General features: G+C 38.9%; 18 protein-coding genes. 11 read left to right on the top strand and 7 right to left on the bottom strand.

Annotated features, from left to right (window positions below; genetic code table 11):
* The first annotated feature begins 457 nt into the window (after positions 1-457).
* The 3 genes from yciH (at position 458) to ruvX (ending at position 1,967) form a co-directional block, all read left to right on the top strand.
* Positions 458-787: a stress response translation initiation inhibitor YciH gene (gene yciH, locus L2735_RS15665; RefSeq protein ID WP_248985604.1), complete on the top strand. Its 330-nt coding sequence runs from the start codon at positions 458-460 to the stop codon at positions 785-787.
* A gap of 99 nt (positions 788-886) precedes the next feature.
* On the top strand, positions 887-1,447 hold the full coding sequence (locus tag L2735_RS15670) for a YqgE/AlgH family protein (RefSeq protein ID WP_248985605.1): 561 nt from the start codon (positions 887-889) through the stop codon (positions 1,445-1,447).
* A 94-nt stretch (positions 1,448-1,541) separates the two neighbouring features.
* Positions 1,542-1,967: a Holliday junction resolvase RuvX gene (gene ruvX, locus L2735_RS15675; RefSeq protein WP_248985606.1), complete on the top strand. Its 426-nt coding sequence runs from the start codon at positions 1,542-1,544 to the stop codon at positions 1,965-1,967.
* A 128-nt stretch (positions 1,968-2,095) separates the two neighbouring features.
* On the opposite strand, the gene hemH is transcribed toward ruvX, so the two are convergent.
* The 4 genes from hemH to L2735_RS15695 all read right to left on the bottom strand — a co-directional run bounded on the left by hemH (position 2,096) and on the right by L2735_RS15695 (position 6,516).
* On the bottom strand, positions 2,096-3,109 hold the full coding sequence (gene hemH, locus L2735_RS15680; protein WP_248985607.1) for a ferrochelatase: 1,014 nt from the start codon (positions 3,107-3,109) through the stop codon (positions 2,096-2,098).
* A 176-nt stretch (positions 3,110-3,285) separates the two neighbouring features.
* Positions 3,286-3,831, bottom strand: coding sequence for a glutathione peroxidase (locus tag L2735_RS15685; RefSeq protein ID WP_248985608.1), 546 nt, complete (start codon positions 3,829-3,831; stop codon positions 3,286-3,288).
* A gap of 524 nt (positions 3,832-4,355) precedes the next feature.
* Positions 4,356-5,468 (bottom strand): PilT/PilU family type 4a pilus ATPase, encoded by a 1,113-nt coding sequence (locus L2735_RS15690; protein ID WP_248985609.1) that lies wholly within the window; start codon positions 5,466-5,468, stop codon positions 4,356-4,358.
* 10 nt (positions 5,469-5,478) lie between these two features.
* Entirely contained in the window at positions 5,479-6,516 is a 1,038-nt protein-coding gene (locus tag L2735_RS15695; RefSeq protein ID WP_248985610.1) for a type IV pilus twitching motility protein PilT, read from the bottom strand.
* Between the two features lie 35 nt (positions 6,517-6,551).
* Between L2735_RS15695 and L2735_RS15700 the strand changes: the two genes are divergently transcribed.
* The 8 genes from L2735_RS15700 to L2735_RS15735 all read left to right on the top strand — a co-directional run bounded on the left by L2735_RS15700 (position 6,552) and on the right by L2735_RS15735 (position 13,972).
* A complete protein-coding gene (locus L2735_RS15700; RefSeq protein WP_248985611.1) occupies positions 6,552-7,241 on the top strand; it encodes a YggS family pyridoxal phosphate-dependent enzyme in 690 nt (229 codons plus the stop codon).
* Between the two features lie 299 nt (positions 7,242-7,540).
* Positions 7,541-8,359, top strand: coding sequence for a pyrroline-5-carboxylate reductase (proC, locus tag L2735_RS15705; RefSeq protein WP_248985612.1), 819 nt, complete (start codon positions 7,541-7,543; stop codon positions 8,357-8,359).
* Between the two features lie 73 nt (positions 8,360-8,432).
* The gene (locus tag L2735_RS15710; RefSeq protein WP_248985613.1) at positions 8,433-8,981 is read left to right on the top strand and encodes a YggT family protein; all 549 of its coding nucleotides are present in this window, start codon (positions 8,433-8,435) and stop codon (positions 8,979-8,981) included.
* 24 nt (positions 8,982-9,005) lie between these two features.
* The gene (gene yggU / locus L2735_RS15715; protein WP_248985614.1) at positions 9,006-9,293 is read left to right on the top strand and encodes a DUF167 family protein YggU; all 288 of its coding nucleotides are present in this window, start codon (positions 9,006-9,008) and stop codon (positions 9,291-9,293) included.
* A gap of 168 nt (positions 9,294-9,461) precedes the next feature.
* Positions 9,462-9,908 carry a DUF4426 domain-containing protein gene (locus tag L2735_RS15720; protein WP_248985615.1) on the top strand — a complete coding sequence of 149 codons (447 nt, stop codon included), beginning with the start codon at positions 9,462-9,464 and terminating at the stop codon, positions 9,906-9,908.
* Positions 9,909-10,077: 169 nt separating this feature from the next.
* Positions 10,078-10,674 carry an RdgB/HAM1 family non-canonical purine NTP pyrophosphatase gene (gene rdgB / locus L2735_RS15725; protein ID WP_248985616.1) on the top strand — a complete coding sequence of 199 codons (597 nt, stop codon included), beginning with the start codon at positions 10,078-10,080 and terminating at the stop codon, positions 10,672-10,674.
* A 5-nt stretch (positions 10,675-10,679) separates the two neighbouring features.
* The gene (hemW, locus tag L2735_RS15730) at positions 10,680-11,819 is read left to right on the top strand and encodes a radical SAM family heme chaperone HemW (RefSeq protein WP_248985617.1); all 1,140 of its coding nucleotides are present in this window, start codon (positions 10,680-10,682) and stop codon (positions 11,817-11,819) included.
* Positions 11,820-12,124: 305 nt separating this feature from the next.
* Positions 12,125-13,972: a DUF885 domain-containing protein gene (locus L2735_RS15735; RefSeq protein WP_248985618.1), complete on the top strand. Its 1,848-nt coding sequence runs from the start codon at positions 12,125-12,127 to the stop codon at positions 13,970-13,972.
* An 847-nt stretch (positions 13,973-14,819) separates the two neighbouring features.
* On the opposite strand, the gene L2735_RS15740 is transcribed toward L2735_RS15735, so the two are convergent.
* The 3 genes from L2735_RS15740 to glsB all read right to left on the bottom strand — a co-directional run bounded on the left by L2735_RS15740 (position 14,820) and on the right by glsB (position 18,333).
* A complete protein-coding gene (locus L2735_RS15740) occupies positions 14,820-15,761 on the bottom strand; it encodes a LysR family transcriptional regulator (RefSeq protein WP_248985619.1) in 942 nt (313 codons plus the stop codon).
* A 486-nt stretch (positions 15,762-16,247) separates the two neighbouring features.
* Complete coding sequence (locus tag L2735_RS15745) at positions 16,248-17,075, bottom strand: YggN family protein (protein ID WP_248985620.1); 828 nt, start codon at positions 17,073-17,075, stop codon at positions 16,248-16,250.
* Positions 17,076-17,418: 343 nt separating this feature from the next.
* Positions 17,419-18,333 carry a glutaminase B gene (gene glsB / locus L2735_RS15750; RefSeq protein WP_248985621.1) on the bottom strand — a complete coding sequence of 305 codons (915 nt, stop codon included), beginning with the start codon at positions 18,331-18,333 and terminating at the stop codon, positions 17,419-17,421.
* Between the last annotated feature and the right edge of the window lie 2 nt (positions 18,334-18,335).

Below are 18,335 nucleotides of genomic sequence, written 5' to 3' on the forward strand. Positions count from 1 at the left end.
TATGCCGCTTGATAACGATAGAAGGGTAATATTAATCATCTCTAAGGATTGCTAATAAAAAGTAACTGATGACAAACAGGTAAGACCGACATATCGAAAACCTGATAGGGCTGATGAGTTTATAACTCGTGTCAACGATAAGGACGATATGTGCGAAGTTCATCAAGGCTCGAAACCCAAGCGTTTCAATTATGAAGCCGGATATACGAACGTAAACCTATCACTGTCACAACGCTATTTTTTATATTGCAATATTGGAGGAGACCATATACAAGCCCTTGGTAAACATTAATCATCAACTTATAATATAAACAAAATGTGTCGAATGAAGCATAGATTTAGGCTTATGTAAGTTAAAATAATTCTTAATTATCACAACTTATCAATGACTCGCTCTCTTTAGCCGCTTCATTTAGTTTGCTAAACTGTAGTTAACATTCTATGACTGCAGTTTATTATGAGAATTGATCCAAACGTATCTTTAGTTTATAGCACCGATGGCGGTAAGATTGACCAGCCTAAAGCTGAAGCGAGCATCCCTGAAGGTGACGGCATAGTCAGAATACATAAAGACAGTAAAGGCCGTAAAGGAAAAGGCGTCAGTGTCATTAAAGGGTTATGTCTCGCCCCCAAAGAATTAAAAGCACTTGCTCAGAAGTTAAAAAAACAGTGCGGCTGCGGCGGTACTGTAAAAGATTTCGACATCGAAGTTCAAACAGATGACCGTGAAAAAATAAAAACATTATTAGAAAAGCAAAAATATACCGTTAAGCTGGCGGGTGGTTAGTTTCATAATATTAGATATCAAAATTAAACTCAGTCGGAAGATCGAACGTATACCTTGCTTAAACAGCATCCAAGTTACGTATTAGCACAAGGATTTATTATGGATAGCTTACAAGGTCACTTATTAATTGCGATGCCCTCACTCGAAGATACCTTCTTTGAACGTTCTGTTATTTATATCTGTGAACACAATGATAAAGGTGCAATGGGCGTGATGATTAATCGCGCGACCAATATTGTTATCGATGAATTACTCGATCAAATTGGGTTATCTAATGAGTCAGAATTAAGTTTAGATCTTGAAGGCCCTGTTTTACTGGGAGGTCCTGTGGATACTGACAGAGGTTTTGTACTTCATACTCCTCAAGAACAATGGGTGAATAGCGAATCTATCAGTGATTTTTGTATGCTGACCACTTCACGCGATGTCCTCAACTCGCTTGGTACCAAAGAATCCCCTAAGCAATTTGTCGTCGCACTGGGTTATTCAGGTTGGAGTAAAGATCAGCTTGAGCAAGAATTAGCAGACAATACTTGGTTAACCATACCAGCCACATCCGAATTATTGTTTGGACAGGACATCGAACAATTATGGACTGAAGCGACTAAAAAATTAGGTTTTGATATTTGGCAAATTTCATCTCAAGTGGGTCACTCTTAACCTCGCACTGTTCATTAGCTGATTAAAGCTATAATGCCGACTAGGTTGATAATCTATGTTGGCGGCCTATTTTGGTAATCAAAGGTAAAAATTCATGCAATCAAAAACCGTTCTTGGGTTTGATTTTGGAACAAAAAGTATTGGCGTCGCTGTTGGGCAAGAAATCACCGCAAGTGCGACACCTGTAGGTGCAATTAAGGCCAATGATGGTATTCCTAATTGGGATGAAATTGAAGCTGTAATTAAAGAATGGCAACCTGATCTTGTCGTAGTCGGCTTACCACTCAATATGGATGGCACCGAGCAAGAGATGACCCAAAGAGCGAGAAAGTTCGCCAATCGACTTAGTGGTCGATTCGGCGTTAAAGTCGCTACACAGGATGAAAGACTGACCACTACAGATGCAAAAGCCCGTCTGTTTGAGTTAGGCGGCTACAAAAAGCTCACTAAAGGTCAAGTTGATGCAGTATCAGCGGTGTTAATTATCGAAAGCTATTTCGAAAATCAATTTGCTGATTAAATATATTTGTCTAAAAGATTAAAAAACAAAAAAGGAGCCATTTGGGCTCCTTTTTTAGTTTAAGACTAAGACTTGTCACACAATCTTACTCTTAAGATACAAGATCTAAGGTTTTTGTCTTTAAAAGCTTAAAGATACGGCTTAACCAAATTCGCCATCATATTGATGTGTGCATCATTGTCATTTAAACATTCAATATAACGGAATTTTTTACCGCCGGCTTGTTCAAACACTTCTCGGTTCTCACCTTTAATTTCTTCAAGCGTCTCTAAACAATCAGCACTAAACGCTGGGCAAACAACGGCAATATCGTTAATGCCCTCACCTGGCAGAGCTTCCATTGTCGCATCGGTATATGGTTGTAGCCATTTGGCCTTACCAAAACGAGATTGGAACGTCATCACGTATTCTTTTTCATCTAAACCTAATTTCTCAACCACTAATCGAGTGGTTTTAACACAGAAACAGTAATATGGATCGCCTAAGTGAAGGTTACGCTCTGGCATACCGTGGTATGACAGTACTAGTTTCTCTGGTTTTCCATTCGCGTCAAAGTCAGCTTGAATAGATTGGGCTAATGCATCGATGAAAGTAGGATCGTCATGATAGGTATTAATAAAATGAAGTGCTGGGATATAACGCCACTTACAAAGTTCTTTTGCTATCGCATCGAATGCCGATGCTGTGGTCGGTGCTGCATATTGAGGATATAGAGGTAAGACGACAACTCTATCAATACCGTCTTTATGCATAGCTTGAAGCACTGAAGGTGTTGAAGGATTGCCATAACGCATAGCTAAATGAACCGAAGCATCAACATCATTATCAGCAAATAACTTTGCTAGTTTGCTCTTTTGGCGCAAACTAATATCCATCAAAGGCGAACCTTCATCGGTCCACACCTCTTTGTATAACGCGGCAGACTTAGCTGGACGAACTCGTAAGATGATGCCATGTAAAATACACATCCAAACCAGTTTTGGAATTTCGACAACACGTGGATCTGCTAAAAACTCAGCTAAATATCTTCTTACTGCCGATGATGTAGGCTTATCCGGTGTCCCTAAATTCATTAATAGCACGCCAGTTTTACCGCGTGATTTGTGGCCGTATTCTTTACTCAAACCAGAAAATTTATACAAAACTGTCTCCGAAAAAGTTTGATTATCAAGAGAGGAAAACCTCACCTGATGACTAAAGTCTGTCGCATGCTAAAACTGTCTTTAGTTCTATTTTTATTCACAAAAAGCTAGTCACTGACTAAGTTAGTGGCTAAGTGACTAGATTGTAAAAAATTAGTTTTATTAACGATGCAAATTTATAAAACAGACTCTATCGCTTTTTTAAGCTCTTCGCTATCTGGTTTTACTCGAGAGTTGAATTGCTGCACATTTTCGCCATCTGCACTGACTAAGTATTTGTAAAAATTCCATTTAGGTGCTGCTGTTTTGTCACCCAAATAAGCAAAGACAGAATTAACATCACTGCCTCTTACTGCAGATGTTGAAACCATAGTGAAAGTCACGCCATAATTTACAAAACAAACATCTGCAGTTTTAGCTTCATCATCTTCTTCTTGGAAGAAATCATCAGATGGAAATCCAATAACGACTAGGTCATCTTCATATTCCTTATGCAATGCTTCTAAGGCTTCAAATTGGGGTGTAAAGCCACAATTACTGGCAGTATTTACAATCAAAACTGGCTTACCATTAGTGACTTCACATAAGTCTACTACTTCATCTGAATGCAGTTTTCTTGCTTCTACGTTGAGGTAATCTGGGCAGCTATTAGCAGTCGCGGTTGATGGTAATAAAGCACTGCTAAGGGTAAGTATTCCTGTGGTTAGTAAAAGCTTGTTCATATTGATTCCTTTCGATTGATATCATATTAAATGAGCATCGAGTTGTTTTAGTTTTATCAGCTAAATCAAATAATCTCGTATTCAATTTTTCAAACGCTGTATATGTGAATGATTATACGTTGTTCTAATTAAAGCAGATCATCAATTGTGTAAATAACCTGAGCTCGGCTTAACACATGTTTCTCTAGCAGCTATTTTTGCTTACTTCTGCGTTAAATTTACTTGCAATAGACAAGCTATTGACGCGAAATTTGCCTTGAATTAAACAAAACTATCTAGCTAGAGTGATAATAAAACCATTTTTCATTTATATTTCATATTGTTAAATATCTCTTAAACCGAGCTCAGGTTAAATAAACGATTCAGATTTCCAATTAAACATCTCAGTCGCTAAACAAAAAGATATTTAGCACCTTCGCCGCTAAAATTCAGATATAAAAAAACCAAAGCAATCTACTTTGGTTTTTCCTACAAGATTTTAGACTTAAACAAATTGACTAACTTTGTACCAAAGATTTAGCTTGTTAACCTAAATCTAACGTCACCCCATCCATTAAACCTGAGCCACTCGTTTCATTATTCTGCAGTTTAATCATTAAACGTAAATCATTTGGAGAGTCAGCATGGTGCAGTGCATCTGCGTAGCTAATCTCTTTCTCGATATATAAATCTAATAATGCTTGGTCAAAGGTCTGCATGCCTTGTTCGCGAGATTTACTCATAGTTTCTTTAAGTAAATGCAGTTCGTTTTTAGCGATTAAACTGGCCACACGAGGGGTATTAATTAAAACCTCGATAGCGGCACGACGGCCTGAGCCATCTGACTTAGGTACTAATTGCTGAGCCACAATTCCTCGTAGATTTAACGACAAATCGAATAATAACTGATTATGTTTGCTTTCTGGCACTAAATGCATAATCCGGTCTAACGCTTGGTTAGCGTTGTTAGCATGGAGTGTTGCCATACATAAATGACCTGTTTCAGCAAAGGATAATGCAAACTCCATGGTTTCCTGGGTTCGGATTTCACCAATCAAAATAACGTCTGGAGCCTGACGCAACGAGCTTTTAAGTGCTGCGTCAAACGAGTCAGTATCAATACCGACTTCACGCTGAGTAATAATACTCTTACGGTGGTCATGCACAAATTCCACAGGATCTTCAATGGTCAAAATATGACCGCGCGCATGGGCGTTTCGATAACCCACTAAAGATGCCAACGAGGTAGATTTACCGGTACCTGTACCACCGACCATAATGATCAAGCCACGCTTACTCATAACCAAGTCTTTAAGAATTGGCGGCAGTTTTAAATCTTCGACTTCAGGAATTTTGGTTTCAATACGACGCATTACGCAACCAGGCGATTCACGCTGCCAAAAAGCACTGACACGAAAACGACCTAAGTCTTTTGCAGCAAATGCAAAGTTACATTCACGTGTTTCATGGAACTCCTGTTTTTGGATATCCGTCATTAGCGATTCAACAAACTCTAATGACTGTTCAGGATTAAAACTTGTTTCCGAAAGCGGTCTTAGCTCACCATCGATTTTTGCACTTGGCGGAAAGCCTGCAGTGACAAATAAATCCGATGCTTTTCGGTCAACCATGACCTTCAAAAAAGGACGTACATCCATTTATTAACCCTTAAAAGTTAGCTTGTTTATTTGAGCTCTTAGACATTGCATCATCACGGGTAATTAATCCGCGATTCACCAAGTTTTGTAAACATTGCTCAAGTGTTTGCATTCCATGGGCCATACCCGTTTGAATTGCTGAGTACATTTGCGCGACTTTATCTTCACGAATAAGGTTACGAATTGCTGGAGTGCCCATCATGATTTCGTGTGCAGCAACACGACCACCGCCCACTTTTTTAATTAGGGTTTGTGAAATAACGGCCTGTAGTGATTCAGACAACATGGTACGCACCATGTCTTTTTCACCAGCGGGGAATACATCCACAATACGGTCAACGGTTTTTGCCGCTGAGGTTGTATGCAGAGTACCAAATACTAAGTGACCCGTTTCTGCTGCAGTCATTGCTAATCGAATAGTTTCAAGGTCACGCATTTCACCAACAAGAATGACATCGGGATCTTCACGAAGTGCGCTTCGAAGTGCTGCATCAAAACCATGGGTATGTTTATGTACTTCACGCTGGTTCACCAAACATTGTTTGTTTTGATGGACGAATTCTATCGGGTCTTCAATGGTTAGAATATGATCGTGTCGCTCGTTATTAATGTAATCGACCATTGCAGCTAATGTAGTCGACTTACCTGAACCTGTAGGACCAGTAACAAGCACAAGACCACGTGGGAAGCTTGATATTTTCTTAAAGATATCTGGAGCGCCGAGTTGCTCTAATGATAAAATCTCACTAGGAATCGTACGGAAAACCGCACCTGCACCACGAGACTGGTTGAATGCATTCACACGAAAACGAGCAAGATTTGGCACTTCGAACGAGAAATCGATTTCTAAATGTTCTTCGAAGTCTTTACGCTGTTTATCGTTCATGATGTCATACACTAAACCGTGTACGGCCTGATGATCTAATGCTGGTAAATTAATTTTTCTGACTTCACCATCTACACGGATCATTGGCGAAACGCCTGCTGAAAGGTGTAGATCCGAGGCATTGTGCTTTACACTAAAGGCAAGTAACTCAGTTATTTCCATGGTCAATGACATCCATTTAAACAAATAAAAACAATATGACAACAATAGCAGACCGAATATCAATCGCCCAGAGCCAAATTGCTCAAGCGGCGCAAAATTGTTCACGTAACAGTGAAGAAGTCACTTTACTTGCAGTAAGTAAAACTAAACCCATCACCGATATCATCGAAGCCTATCAAGCGGGTCAGCGCTGTTTTGGTGAGAATTATGTGCAAGAAGGGGAAGATAAAGTCATTGCGTTGCGGCAAGACTATCAAGATATTGAGTGGCATTTTATCGGGCCATTACAATCTAACAAATCACGTATTATTGCTGAGCACTTTGATTGGATGCATACCCTTAGCCGTGACAAAATAGCTAAACGCCTTAATGAGCAGCGCCCTAAAGATAAACCCCCTTTACAGGTTTGTATTCAAGTGAACATCAGTAACGAAGCCAGTAAATCAGGCGTAAGCCCTGAAGAAGTTAGTCAACTTGCACAAATAATTGATGATTTACCCCATCTTACCTTGCGCGGCTTAATGGCAATTCCAACCGCAACTGAAGATGTTAGTATTCAAAGACAAGAGTTTGCTCAACTTGAAAACTTATACCTTGTACTAAAACAGCAATACCCTAGTGTAGACACACTCTCGATGGGCATGAGCAGCGATTTAGCTATTGCTATTGAACACGGTTCAACCATGGTAAGAATTGGTACGGGAATTTTTGGTTCAAGAGCTTAGGTTTTAAAGTATCGGTTACTTACGCTTATTCACTTAAGCTAAGTTACATAAGCTAAGGTACATAAACTCAGTTGCTTAAGCTCAACTAATTCAAGCTCAGAGGCAAAGTATCTATGATAAATATCAGCTCTAAAAAGTGAAAACATACTTCATCGAGTGCAGGCTTTGTTTTTAATCAGTTATTCATGCAGGATAATTTATAGATCCGACCTTGAATTCAACCATAAATGCCCCAAATATAGTCTTTAATAAGTATGGCTAAATCTATTCATCGACAAATTAAAAGTGATTTTAACCCTATGACTCAAGCAAAAGTATGTTTTATCGGTGCGGGAAATATGCCGCGAGCAATCATAAGCGGTTTGGTAACTAACGGTTATCCAGCTAAGCGGGTTCACGCAACTAATCCAAGTGTCGGCAAGCTCGATGCACTGAAAGCAGATTTTGGCATTCAAGTTTCTCATGACAATGTTGCAGCAGCAGATGATGCTGATGTGATTGTACTCAGCGTAAAACCACAATTAATGCAAATGGTATGCGAGCAACTAAGCCACTTAGATTTATCTAATAAGTTGTTAATTACTATTGCTGCAGGTATTCCAGCAGCACGTTATCAAGATTTCTTTAAACAGCAAGTTAAGTTAATTCGTGCAATGCCAAACACCCCAACCCAAATAGGTGTTGGTATGACAGGTATTTTTGCTGATGACACTATTTCAGACGAGCAAAAACAAATCTGTGAAACTTTAATGAAAACTGGCGGCGAAGTCGTTTGGGTACAAAAAGAAGACGAATTAAACCAAGTTATCGCTCTAGCAGGAAGCTCTCCTGCTTATTTCTTTTTATTCATAGAATCAATGATCCAGCACGGCATTAAAGCAGGAATGGATGAACAAACAGCTCGGGCTTTAGCACAACAAGCTGCATTAGGTGCTGCACAAATGGTTGTACAAAACCCTGAGTTGTCATTAGAGACATTGCGCACCAATGTTATGTCTAAAGGTGGCACCACTGCACGAGCAGTTGAAACCTTCGAAGAAGGTAATTTACGCGGGTTAGTTGACCAGGCAATGACGAACTGCATAAAACGAGCTGAAGAAATGGCAAAAACATTTTAAAACGATACGGATTCAGCGACACTGTCACAATTAATGACATGTTTTACGTACCAACCTAACAAGGCACTTAAAAATGAATGCAATGCAATTTCTCGTTACCACGGTATTTGAACTGTACCTAATGGTGGTAATTTTACGTTTTTGGCTTCAACTCGCTAGGGCTGATTTTTACAACCCATTTAGTCAATTTGTAGTCAAAGCAACACAACCAATCATTGCGCCTATGCGCCGTGTATTGCCTTCAATAGGTGTGATTGATACAGCATCCATTGTGCTTGCAATCATTGTGGTCATGGTTAAATTTCTGGTATTAGCATTAATCGTAGATTTTAAACTAGATGCGATATCGTTAATAATCTTGTCACTGGTATCAGTACTTAAAGAAGCGGGTGTACTTTTGTTTTGGGTGTTAATCATTCGCGCACTGCTTAGCTGGTTTAACCAAGGACATAACCCTATTGTGATGGTGATGGATCAATTAACCGAGCCATTTTTACGTCCGGTACGTAAAATTTTACCGCCAATGGGTGGCCTAGATTTATCAGTAATGCTGGTATTAATTGCGATGAACTTCATAAATATCTTATTTGCTCAGTACATTCCATTTTGGAATGCGGTTTAACCCTCAGCATTGGGGTTAACCATAATGAGCGCTATCATTCAGCAGCAGACCGATCTGTTGCTGAATTTATATATTCAGCTTAGGGCCAACAGAAATAGCATCGTTGGCTTACATGGTAACGAGTTAAAAATAGCCATTACCGCACCGCCAGTCGATGGTAAAGCTAATAGCCATTTAGTTAAATATTTATCAAAAGCATTTAAAGTACCTAAAGCGGATGTTGTGATTTTAAAAGGCATGCAAGGGCGTCATAAACAAGTCAAAATATCCATGCCTAAACAAATTCCTAGTGAAATATCTCACCTACTGTAAAACGATTACTGCGAACCATTAACTGTAAACGAATAAATTCAAAGTTAACTCATTAAACTTGTTTAGTTTTGTATGAAATTAAGGTGAGTTTGATTAAAATTCTCTATACTTAACTCTACACTCCATTAGTGAATCACCTCTTGCAAGAGTCGATCAAGGATCCTGATTATGTTTCGCACTATCATTTTAAATTTGTTACTTGTTGTAGGACTTTCATTCGGACTAACAAGTACAGCTCAGGCAGAGCAAAAACAGCAAGTGGGCAATTTTGATATCCATTACATGGCATTAAGTAGCACGTTTATTACGCCTAGCATTGCCAAAACCTACGGTATTGAACGAAGCAATTATAATGGCATAGTAAATATTGCAGTATTAGATACAAGTAAAGAAGGTAACCCGCCTGTCGCAATTGAAATCTCAGGGGTGGCAAACAACTTACTTGATGCAAGAATTACCTTAGATTTTAAAGAAATTCGAGAAGGCAAAGCAATTTATTATATTGCACAAGTCCCCTATCGAGATGACCAAGAGATTAACTTTAATATCGCGGTTAAACACGGTAACCAACTCAATACATCTGTTAAATTCAAACAAAAATTCTATGTAGAATAACTAGAAATAACGCACAAGCGAATAATCCGATAAAGCCGATTCTATTTAGTTTTGGCTTTATTTTTATGAGTACTAAAAGTAGCAATTATTGAGGCTATCTATCAGCTAGACGCTTAGGTATCATTAGCCAAATTTTCAAGTACCACTTTTCATCCACTAAGGTATTCCCATGCAGCAAATTGTATTAGCCAGCGGTAACAAAGGTAAGCTTAAAGAGTTCGACCAAATGTTGTCACAATTTAATATTCAAGTATTACCGCAAAACCAATTCAATGTGCCTGAAGTGGCTGAAACGGGTACTACATTTATAGAAAATGCGATTATCAAGGCAAGGCATGCTGCTGAGATTACAGGTAAAGCAGCTATAGCTGATGATTCAGGTTTAGAAGTCGATGCACTTCAAGGCGCTCCAGGCATATACTCTGCCCGTTATGGTGGCGAAAATGCGAGTGAAAAAGACAGATACCTTAAACTGCTTAACTCACTTGAAGGACAAACTAATCGCAGTGCTCGTTTCCAATGCGTATTGGTTTATATGCGTCATGCAAAAGATCCGACTCCTATTGTGTGCCAAGCAGCTTGGGAAGGTAAAATTGGTACAATGCCACAGGGTGAGCAAGGCCACGGTTACGACCCAGTATTCATTCCACAGGGCTTTGATTGCTCAGCAGCAGAACTTAGCAGTGAGCAAAAAAATCAGTTAAGCCATCGTGGTTTAGCGCTTAACTTGTTAGCTGATGCGCTAAAAGCAAAAGGGATTATTTAGTCACTATGTTAACCCTGCCACCACTTAGCCTTTATATTCACATACCTTGGTGTGTTCAAAAATGTCCATATTGTGATTTTAACTCTCATGGTCAGCAAGGCGAGCTGCCTCAAGAGCAATATGTCGAAGCCTTGCTGCAAGATTTACATAATGACTTAGGTTATGTTCAAAATCGCAAGTTACATAGTATTTTCATTGGTGGTGGAACCCCTTCTCTATTTGAAGCCAAACAAATAAAGCGAATACTTGATGGCGCAAGAGATGCGATTGGGTTTGAACAAGATATTGAAATCACCATGGAGGCTAATCCTGGAACGTTAGAGCATGACGATTTTGCCGCATACAAAGCTGCAGGGGTGACTCGTTTATCCATTGGTGTGCAAAGTTTCTCAAAAGATAAACTCAATCTGCTTGGGCGTATCCATGACGAAAATGAAGCTGTTACTGCAGCCAATACCGCTTCAAAGGCAGGTTATAACAGCTTTAATTTAGACCTAATGCATGGGCTACCAAACCAAAGCTTCGATGAAGCTATGGCAGATATTGATACTGCAGCAGCACTCATGCCGCCTCACCTATCTTGGTATCAATTGACTATTGAACCTAATACCTTGTTTCATTCAAAACCACCACAATTGCCAGATGATGAAAACCTATGGCACATCTATGAACAAGGTCAGAAAAAACTTGCAGCTTTAGGTTACGAGCAATATGAAATTTCAGCCTATGCCAAACCAGGGTTCCAATGTCGTCATAACCTTAATTATTGGCAGTTCGGTGATTACTTAGGCATTGGCTGCGGCGCTCACGGAAAAATAACCCAAGCTGAGCAAAATAAAATCACACGCACCGTTAAAATCAAGCATCCAAAAGGTTACTTGAATACTGAAGATTTCACTTTCGAAACCTCTGAGGTATTACCTGAAGATCGTGCGCTTGAATATCTTATGAATCGACTAAGATTAATGACGCCAATTCCGAAAGCAGAGTTTGAGCACCGCACAGGTTTATCTGCTGACTTATTAGCTGAAGGAATGAAAAAATCTATCGCACGAGGTTTATTGACCGAGTCAGAACATCATTGGCAATTAACCTCTAAAGGCCATATGTTCGTTAATGATTTATTATCTCAGTTCATCGAGTAATGATTAACTAATGATCGACTAGGTGCATATTACTGCTTTGCTACCCCTTAAGAGCAGCGCCTCTATTCACAGTTATATTTAAGCCATTACTCAGTCTGAGTCGTGGCTTTTTATTACCTAAAAATCAGCGCATTCCACTACATGCAATCAATTAGCGATGACTGACTAACTTTGGCTTTCCCTTCAGCAACAATTAATACACAATTGCTAACATTTCACTTTACCTTTTTTTATCGCTCTCTATTAGGATATCAATCAATAATTTTAACAAAATTTTTAATTTCAACCTGCAAACGGAATCAAGTATGCGACTAAAAACTAAAACGACATTAATAGCCGTAGCGTTATCAAGCTTATTATCAACTTCTGTTATCGCTCATAGTTCACATGGACAAATGACAGAAACCCCAACTGAAGCAAGCCAAAAAGCCACCACAGAATCAGAAAAAGCCAATGAGTTATTTGAAAACATTTTCATGGAAAATGTTATGGCTAGCCCTATTTCACAAACTTATATGCGTATCAAAAAAGATTACGACAAATGGGGCGATTTTAGTGAAAAAGCTGAAGATGAAGCATTAGCTCGTGCTAAAAAACATTTAAAGCAACTAGAAAGCATTAATGTCAGCAAGTTAGATGTTCAAACTGCATTAAGCTACAAGTTAATGAAGCAAGGTTTAGAGCAGGATATTGAAGACGATAAATGGCGTCATCATACCTATCCAGTCAATCAAATGTACGGTAGCCACACCTTCATAGCCACGTTCTTAATTAATCAACATCAAGTGTCGAGTGTAAGTGATGCTGAAGCTTACATTAGTCGTTTAAATGGCGTTAAGCTTGCCAGCGAGCAACTAGTTGATGGCTTAAAGTTACGTGCCGATAAAGGCATTATCGCTCCTAAATTTGTGTTCCCTTATGTCATTTCTGACAGCCAAAACATCATTACCGGTGCACCTTTTAGTGATACCGAAGAAAAAAGCACCCTTTGGGCTGACATCAATAACAAAGTTAACGCTTTAGATGCACCTCAAGCCAAAAAAGATCAATTACTTGCTGATGCTAAAAAAGCACTTATTGAGAGTGTTCAACCTGCTTATATTGACCTTATTAGCTACCTAAACCAGCTTGAGAAAAAAGCAGACACACGTGACGGTGTTTGGAAACTGCCTGAAGGTGATGATTTCTTCAATATGCGTTTAAGTCGTGTCACTACCACTGATATGAGTTCTGAAACCATTCATAAGCTAGGTCTTTCTGAAGTCGCGCGTATTCATGATGAAATGCGCACCATTATGAAGAAAGTTAAATTTGATGGTAATTTGCAAGAATTCATGGCATTCATGCGTGATGACGACCAATTTTACTACCCAGATACCGCTGAGGGTAAAACCCGTTACATGACAGAAGCGAAAGACTTGATTGATAATATGGAGTCTCGCCTTGATGAAGTATTCAATATTAAGCCAAAAGCTCAATTGATTGTTAAGCAAGTAGAAGCCTTCCGCGAAAAGTCTGCAGGTAAAGCATTTTATGACGCACCTGCACCAGACGGTTCTCGCCCAGGTACATACTACGCTAACCTTTATGACATGAAAGCGATGCCGACTTATCAAATGGAAGCGCTTGCATACCATGAAGGGATCCCTGGCCATCACATGCAAATTGCAATTGCACAAGAGTTAGAAGGTATTCCTAAGTTCAGAAAATACGGTGGCTACACAGCTTATATTGAAGGCTGGGGGTTATACACTGAATACTTCCCTAAAGAGATGGGATTATATGCTGATCCATACTCTGACTTTGGCCGCTTAGCCATGGAATTATGGCGCGCTTGTCGTTTAGTGGTTGATACTGGTATCCATTCTAAAAAATGGACTCGTGAGCAAGGTATTCAATACTATGTAGATAATACCCCTAATGCTGAATCTGACGCCGTGAAAATGGTTGAGCGTCACATTGTGATGCCAGGTCAAGCAACAGCTTACAAAGTCGGCATGATTAAGATTCTAGAGTTACGTGAAAGTGCTAAAAAGCAAATGGGTGATAAGTTTGATATCCGCCAGTTCCATACGCTTATCTTAGAAAATGGTCCACTTCCGCTAGACGTGTTAGAAGACAAAGTGACTGAATGGGCCAACACGGCTAAATAGTTCATAGCCTTATTCATTCATACCCTTGTTATATGAATGAGAAAAGCCACTGGGAACAGTGGCTTTTTTGTATCTACTAAATGGCGATTGCCAATCTTATACCAATCAGCATAAGAATGTGATCATTCTTACTGGTTAAAATCGCTTATAACTTCGTTAGAAATTTTGTAGGTAGAGCAACTAGCTAGCTGCAATTTCTACCTTGTTCTAAGCGATTTTTCCTACGCAATATCTGCTCACTTATTTATCCCGATTGGTATTAATTATCATTATGGTGCAAACAAAACATAAGTAGATGTCTTTTATATCAAACATATATTCAGGGTTAGAAATATAGGGATAAAACTGGATTGGAACTCGTGCTATTGGGCAAAGCCTTCAAGCAGAAATATGAAATCAACAAACAATTAGATACAGCTGGAGTTTATTTCAGATAAAAATAACCCCAGAACATTGTCTGGGGTAAACCAATTTAAACTAGGATGATGGTTTCAAAGCCGGCATTGTTCTAATTTTAAAACCGTTGCCAGCAGTGATTCAAAACTTGCGAAGTTGCTGGTTTGCACATTTTGATGAAAAGGGGTCATTTCTCAACAAGATGCGTGACTCAAACCATTCCGAATCAACTGAAATCTATTGTATTGATTTCAGAACAGAGTTCAAGAAGCATTTATTAAATTGTTCTTAATATAAGACAAATTAGCGTTGAACAATTTTTAAACACAGACAATTAAGTCATTGTTTAAATTAAAAAAATAAAAAAGCCGCACTAATCAGTGCGGCTTTGTTTTTAAATTTGAACAATGTTTCCATATATTCTTACGTAATTAGTTACTTTTTTTGGTAATTATTTACGTAATTTATATAAATGGTCATATTTAGTATCCCAATAAGGGGTGCTTCCAATATGTCCTTTGATAAATTCGATGAATGAACTTACTTTAGGTGCAAGATGCTTACGACGAGGATAGACCGCTTGTAGAGGCAGGTTATTGGTTAACTGCCAATCTGGTAACAAGGGGACTAAGGTACCTTGCTCGATCTCATCTTCCATCAAGTAACTGGCTAAATATGCAATACCTAGCCCGCTAACAGCAGCTGATTTTAATGCTGGTGCATTATCAACGCGGAAGTTGCCTGATACACCGATTTCGCAGTAGTCTTCGCCTTTCTTGAATTGCCACATGCTGTGCTCATGCCACTCACCTTGATACACAAGGCAGTTATGATCCACTAGCTGTTCAGGACGAGAAATCGTTCCGTTTTGAGCAATATATTCTGGCGATGCCACGAGTAAGAACTGACACTTCATCAATGGACGAGCAACCATACCTAAAGGCAACTGCTCCGACATGGTTAATAATAAATCTAAACCTTCACTCACTACATCTACTTTATGATCGAGTAAGCTAACTTGTAACTCAAGTTCAGGGTGTGTCGCCATAAAATCAGGTAATGCAGGAATGATGTGCATGGTACCAAACGATTGGGAAATACCCACCTTCAATACGCCGCGAGTAGCATCATTTAAGTTATGAACACTTGAGACAGCCTGTTCAGCATCGCGAAGCAACTCTTCACCTTGAATATAAAGCAAGTTACCTGCTTCAGTCAGACTCAAACTACGTGTAGTACGTTGAATAAGCTGAACCCCAAGTTTATGTTCAAGATCAGCAACCTGAGTACTTACTTTGGACTTAGATATACTCAATCTTCTGGCTGCGGCGCTAAAGCTTCCGGCGCGGGCAACATGAGTAAAAATAGCAATAGGTTCTAACAGTTCTAACATTGGAGTCGCCTTAAGCTGTTTACGACATTAAAAATAGTTTTTGGAATGCCAATCACTGTAACCTACCCGAAACAATAGCGAACAAGATTCAAGCAATATAACAATGCAAATTTACATGCAATGTTAACCAAAAAAGAAATTAAATAGTGATAGTCCGTTATCTTGTGTAGCCAATCAAAACTAAAACAATAAGTTAATCGAATTAGCTATGCTGTTTTATAATTTATGGAGTATACCAAAAAAATCACAAATGGCTCTATATTTATAATATACAATTTTTTTATCAGAACAAATCATTAGTTGTACAGAAGTGCAGTTGAATGAGGATTTTATGGAGATTTAAAACAAAAAAGCCCCTGCTAATAAAGCAGGGGAAGGTCAGGTGCATTTTGACAATGCTAGAAATTGAACAATCAAGATAATCAAATTAGTCAATTTTCATCTACTAACCGTTTACAATTACCGGTTAATTAATGACGGTTTTACTTATTCAGAACGACTATCAAGTGTGGCTAGTTCATATGAAGCAAGTGCAGGGATTGATTTACGTACCTCTGATTCAAGCGCCATTAGCTCTTCAAAGTCTGCGCAAACTTGTTCAGCTTTAGCTTCAATAGCCTCTGATTGATCTGCTATCTGATACTCAATGTCTTCACCTACTTTTTCCATCTTGGCAGAAAAGGCTGCAATCTTCTCTTCAAAACTACCGCCTTCAGAAGACATCATTTCAGCGCCAATGGCCATCATGAAGCTACCCATAGAGTTCGCAATCATCGCTTCCATTTCTTGTTCAAAATCTTCGTTAAAGGCTTCTTCGATTGAAGACTCAGTAGCCCCTAAGTAAAACATATCGCCTTGCTGATAAGCCGCTTCATCCACACGGGTTTGAATGCCTGCCATTAGCTCATCCAATTTAGCACCTGTAGCATCACCAAAGATTGGAGTTAATGCTAAGCTCACGGCATCAGTTGCCAGTACAACAACTTCATTAACGAGATCGATGATTTCAGGAACTTGTTGAGAAAGCTCTTCAGAATAATCATTTAACAATTTGCTCTGTTTGCTATCTAATTTGACTCTATTGCCTTCAACATAAAGCTCACCCATTTCAACTCGATACATTTCTTCACCCTGCTCGCTGATGAGTAATTTTTTCGGTTCAACAGTGACATCATAATTAAGGGTGACATTACATTGGTCATCATCAATGGTTAGCTTTGCCATAGCAGGCGTCATCGCACCAGCGGTAAAAATAAGCCCTGATAAAGCGATACCTTTGATTAATCCGTTGGTGAAATTAGTTTGAGTTTTCATTAGCTCTTCCTTGCTGTTAATAAATCACAGTCATTAAGTTATAGACTGAATTTTAAATCTGGTTTGTAAATAGTAAATAGTTGTAATTGATAACCTAGATAAAGCACAGCTCGTGCCAACAATTAAAAACCATTTTATTTCAGTAACTAAGCAGGTTTTTGAGAATGTTTTTTGAAAGAGAGAATTAGAAAGTTAACCGAGGATGAGTGAAATTAACAACAAAGTGGTGTATTTCACTCATTGGAAATATTCACTTGTATCGATGTTTAATATCAGCAGATTTAAAAACAAGAGTTAATAACTCACAGCGAGGAAATAAGCTAAAGACATACAGTAAAAAGGATTAAAAAATTGAACGACCCAAAGACTGAGACAAATGCTCAAGCATACGAGTACCCGCTAAAGAGTTGCCATTTTTATCGAGTTCAGGAGACCAAACACAGATAGACATATCACCAGGAATAACCGCAATAATACCGCCACCGACACCGCTTTTACCTGGCATGCCCACGCGATAAGCAAATTCGCCAGCACCATCGTATAAGCCTGATGTAGCAAGTAACGCATTAAGCTGCCTTGTTTGCACAGGGGTAATTAATTGCTCACCTTGTAAGGTTTTACCGCGATTAGCCAAATAGAACATGGCTTTTGATAAATCTGCACAGTTCATTTTCAGTGAACAATAATGAAAGTAGCTTTTTAGCACAGTATCGACATTGCCATCGAAATTACCAAATGACTTCATTAGGTAAGCAATCGAAGCATTTCTTGCACTAAATTTAAACTCTGAATTGGCTACATTTTTGTCAAAACAAATGTGTGAGTTACCACTTAGCTTTCTCACTTCTTCAAGCATGCGGTGCTTAGGTGCACTTTGTCTTGCTTGAATTAAGTCTGCAATCACTAAAGCACCAGCATTGATAAATGGATTTCGAGGAATACCTCTCTCCAGTTCAACCTGTACCAGTGAATTAAAAGACTGGCCTGAGGGCTCTTTACCTACTCGGCTCCAAATTTCATCTTCAGTATATAAACTAAGTGCAAGTGTAAGACTAAATACCTTAGAAATACTCTGAATAGAAAAAGGTTCAAGGTAATCACCAGCGCCTATGGTTTGCCCATCAGCAGTGGTAACAGCAATCGCAATTTTATTTGGGTCAACATTCCCTAAAGCAGGAATGTAGTTTGCGACCTTCCCAGAACCAATAAGTGGCCGAACTTTGTCGACCACTTCTTGAAGCAATATTTGCTCAGGCATCA

This window comes from Shewanella olleyana (assembly GCF_023283825.1).
GTDB lineage: Bacteria > Pseudomonadota > Gammaproteobacteria > Enterobacterales > Shewanellaceae > Shewanella > Shewanella olleyana.

Coding starts and splice junctions, on each gene's coding strand:
- yciH (WP_248985604.1), top strand. CDS start 458: ATGAGAATTGATCCAAACGTATCTTTAGTTTATAGCACCGATGGCGGT.
- L2735_RS15670 (WP_248985605.1), top strand. CDS start 887: ATGGATAGCTTACAAGGTCACTTATTAATTGCGATGCCCTCACTCGAA.
- ruvX (WP_248985606.1), top strand. CDS start 1,542: ATGCAATCAAAAACCGTTCTTGGGTTTGATTTTGGAACAAAAAGTATT.
- L2735_RS15685 (WP_248985608.1), bottom strand. CDS start 3,831: ATGAACAAGCTTTTACTAACCACAGGAATACTTACCCTTAGCAGTGCT.
- L2735_RS15690 (WP_248985609.1), bottom strand. CDS start 5,468: ATGGATGTACGTCCTTTTTTGAAGGTCATGGTTGACCGAAAAGCATCG.
- L2735_RS15695 (WP_248985610.1), bottom strand. CDS start 6,516: ATGGAAATAACTGAGTTACTTGCCTTTAGTGTAAAGCACAATGCCTCG.
- L2735_RS15700 (WP_248985611.1), top strand. CDS start 6,552: ATGACAACAATAGCAGACCGAATATCAATCGCCCAGAGCCAAATTGCT.
- proC (WP_248985612.1), top strand. CDS start 7,541: ATGACTCAAGCAAAAGTATGTTTTATCGGTGCGGGAAATATGCCGCGA.
- L2735_RS15710 (WP_248985613.1), top strand. CDS start 8,433: ATGAATGCAATGCAATTTCTCGTTACCACGGTATTTGAACTGTACCTA.
- yggU (WP_248985614.1), top strand. CDS start 9,006: ATGAGCGCTATCATTCAGCAGCAGACCGATCTGTTGCTGAATTTATAT.
- L2735_RS15720 (WP_248985615.1), top strand. CDS start 9,462: ATGTTTCGCACTATCATTTTAAATTTGTTACTTGTTGTAGGACTTTCA.
- rdgB (WP_248985616.1), top strand. CDS start 10,078: ATGCAGCAAATTGTATTAGCCAGCGGTAACAAAGGTAAGCTTAAAGAG.
- hemW (WP_248985617.1), top strand. CDS start 10,680: ATGTTAACCCTGCCACCACTTAGCCTTTATATTCACATACCTTGGTGT.
- L2735_RS15735 (WP_248985618.1), top strand. CDS start 12,125: ATGCGACTAAAAACTAAAACGACATTAATAGCCGTAGCGTTATCAAGC.
- L2735_RS15740 (WP_248985619.1), bottom strand. CDS start 15,761: ATGTTAGAACTGTTAGAACCTATTGCTATTTTTACTCATGTTGCCCGC.
- L2735_RS15745 (WP_248985620.1), bottom strand. CDS start 17,075: ATGAAAACTCAAACTAATTTCACCAACGGATTAATCAAAGGTATCGCT.
- glsB (WP_248985621.1), bottom strand. CDS start 18,333: ATGCCTGAGCAAATATTGCTTCAAGAAGTGGTCGACAAAGTTCGGCCA.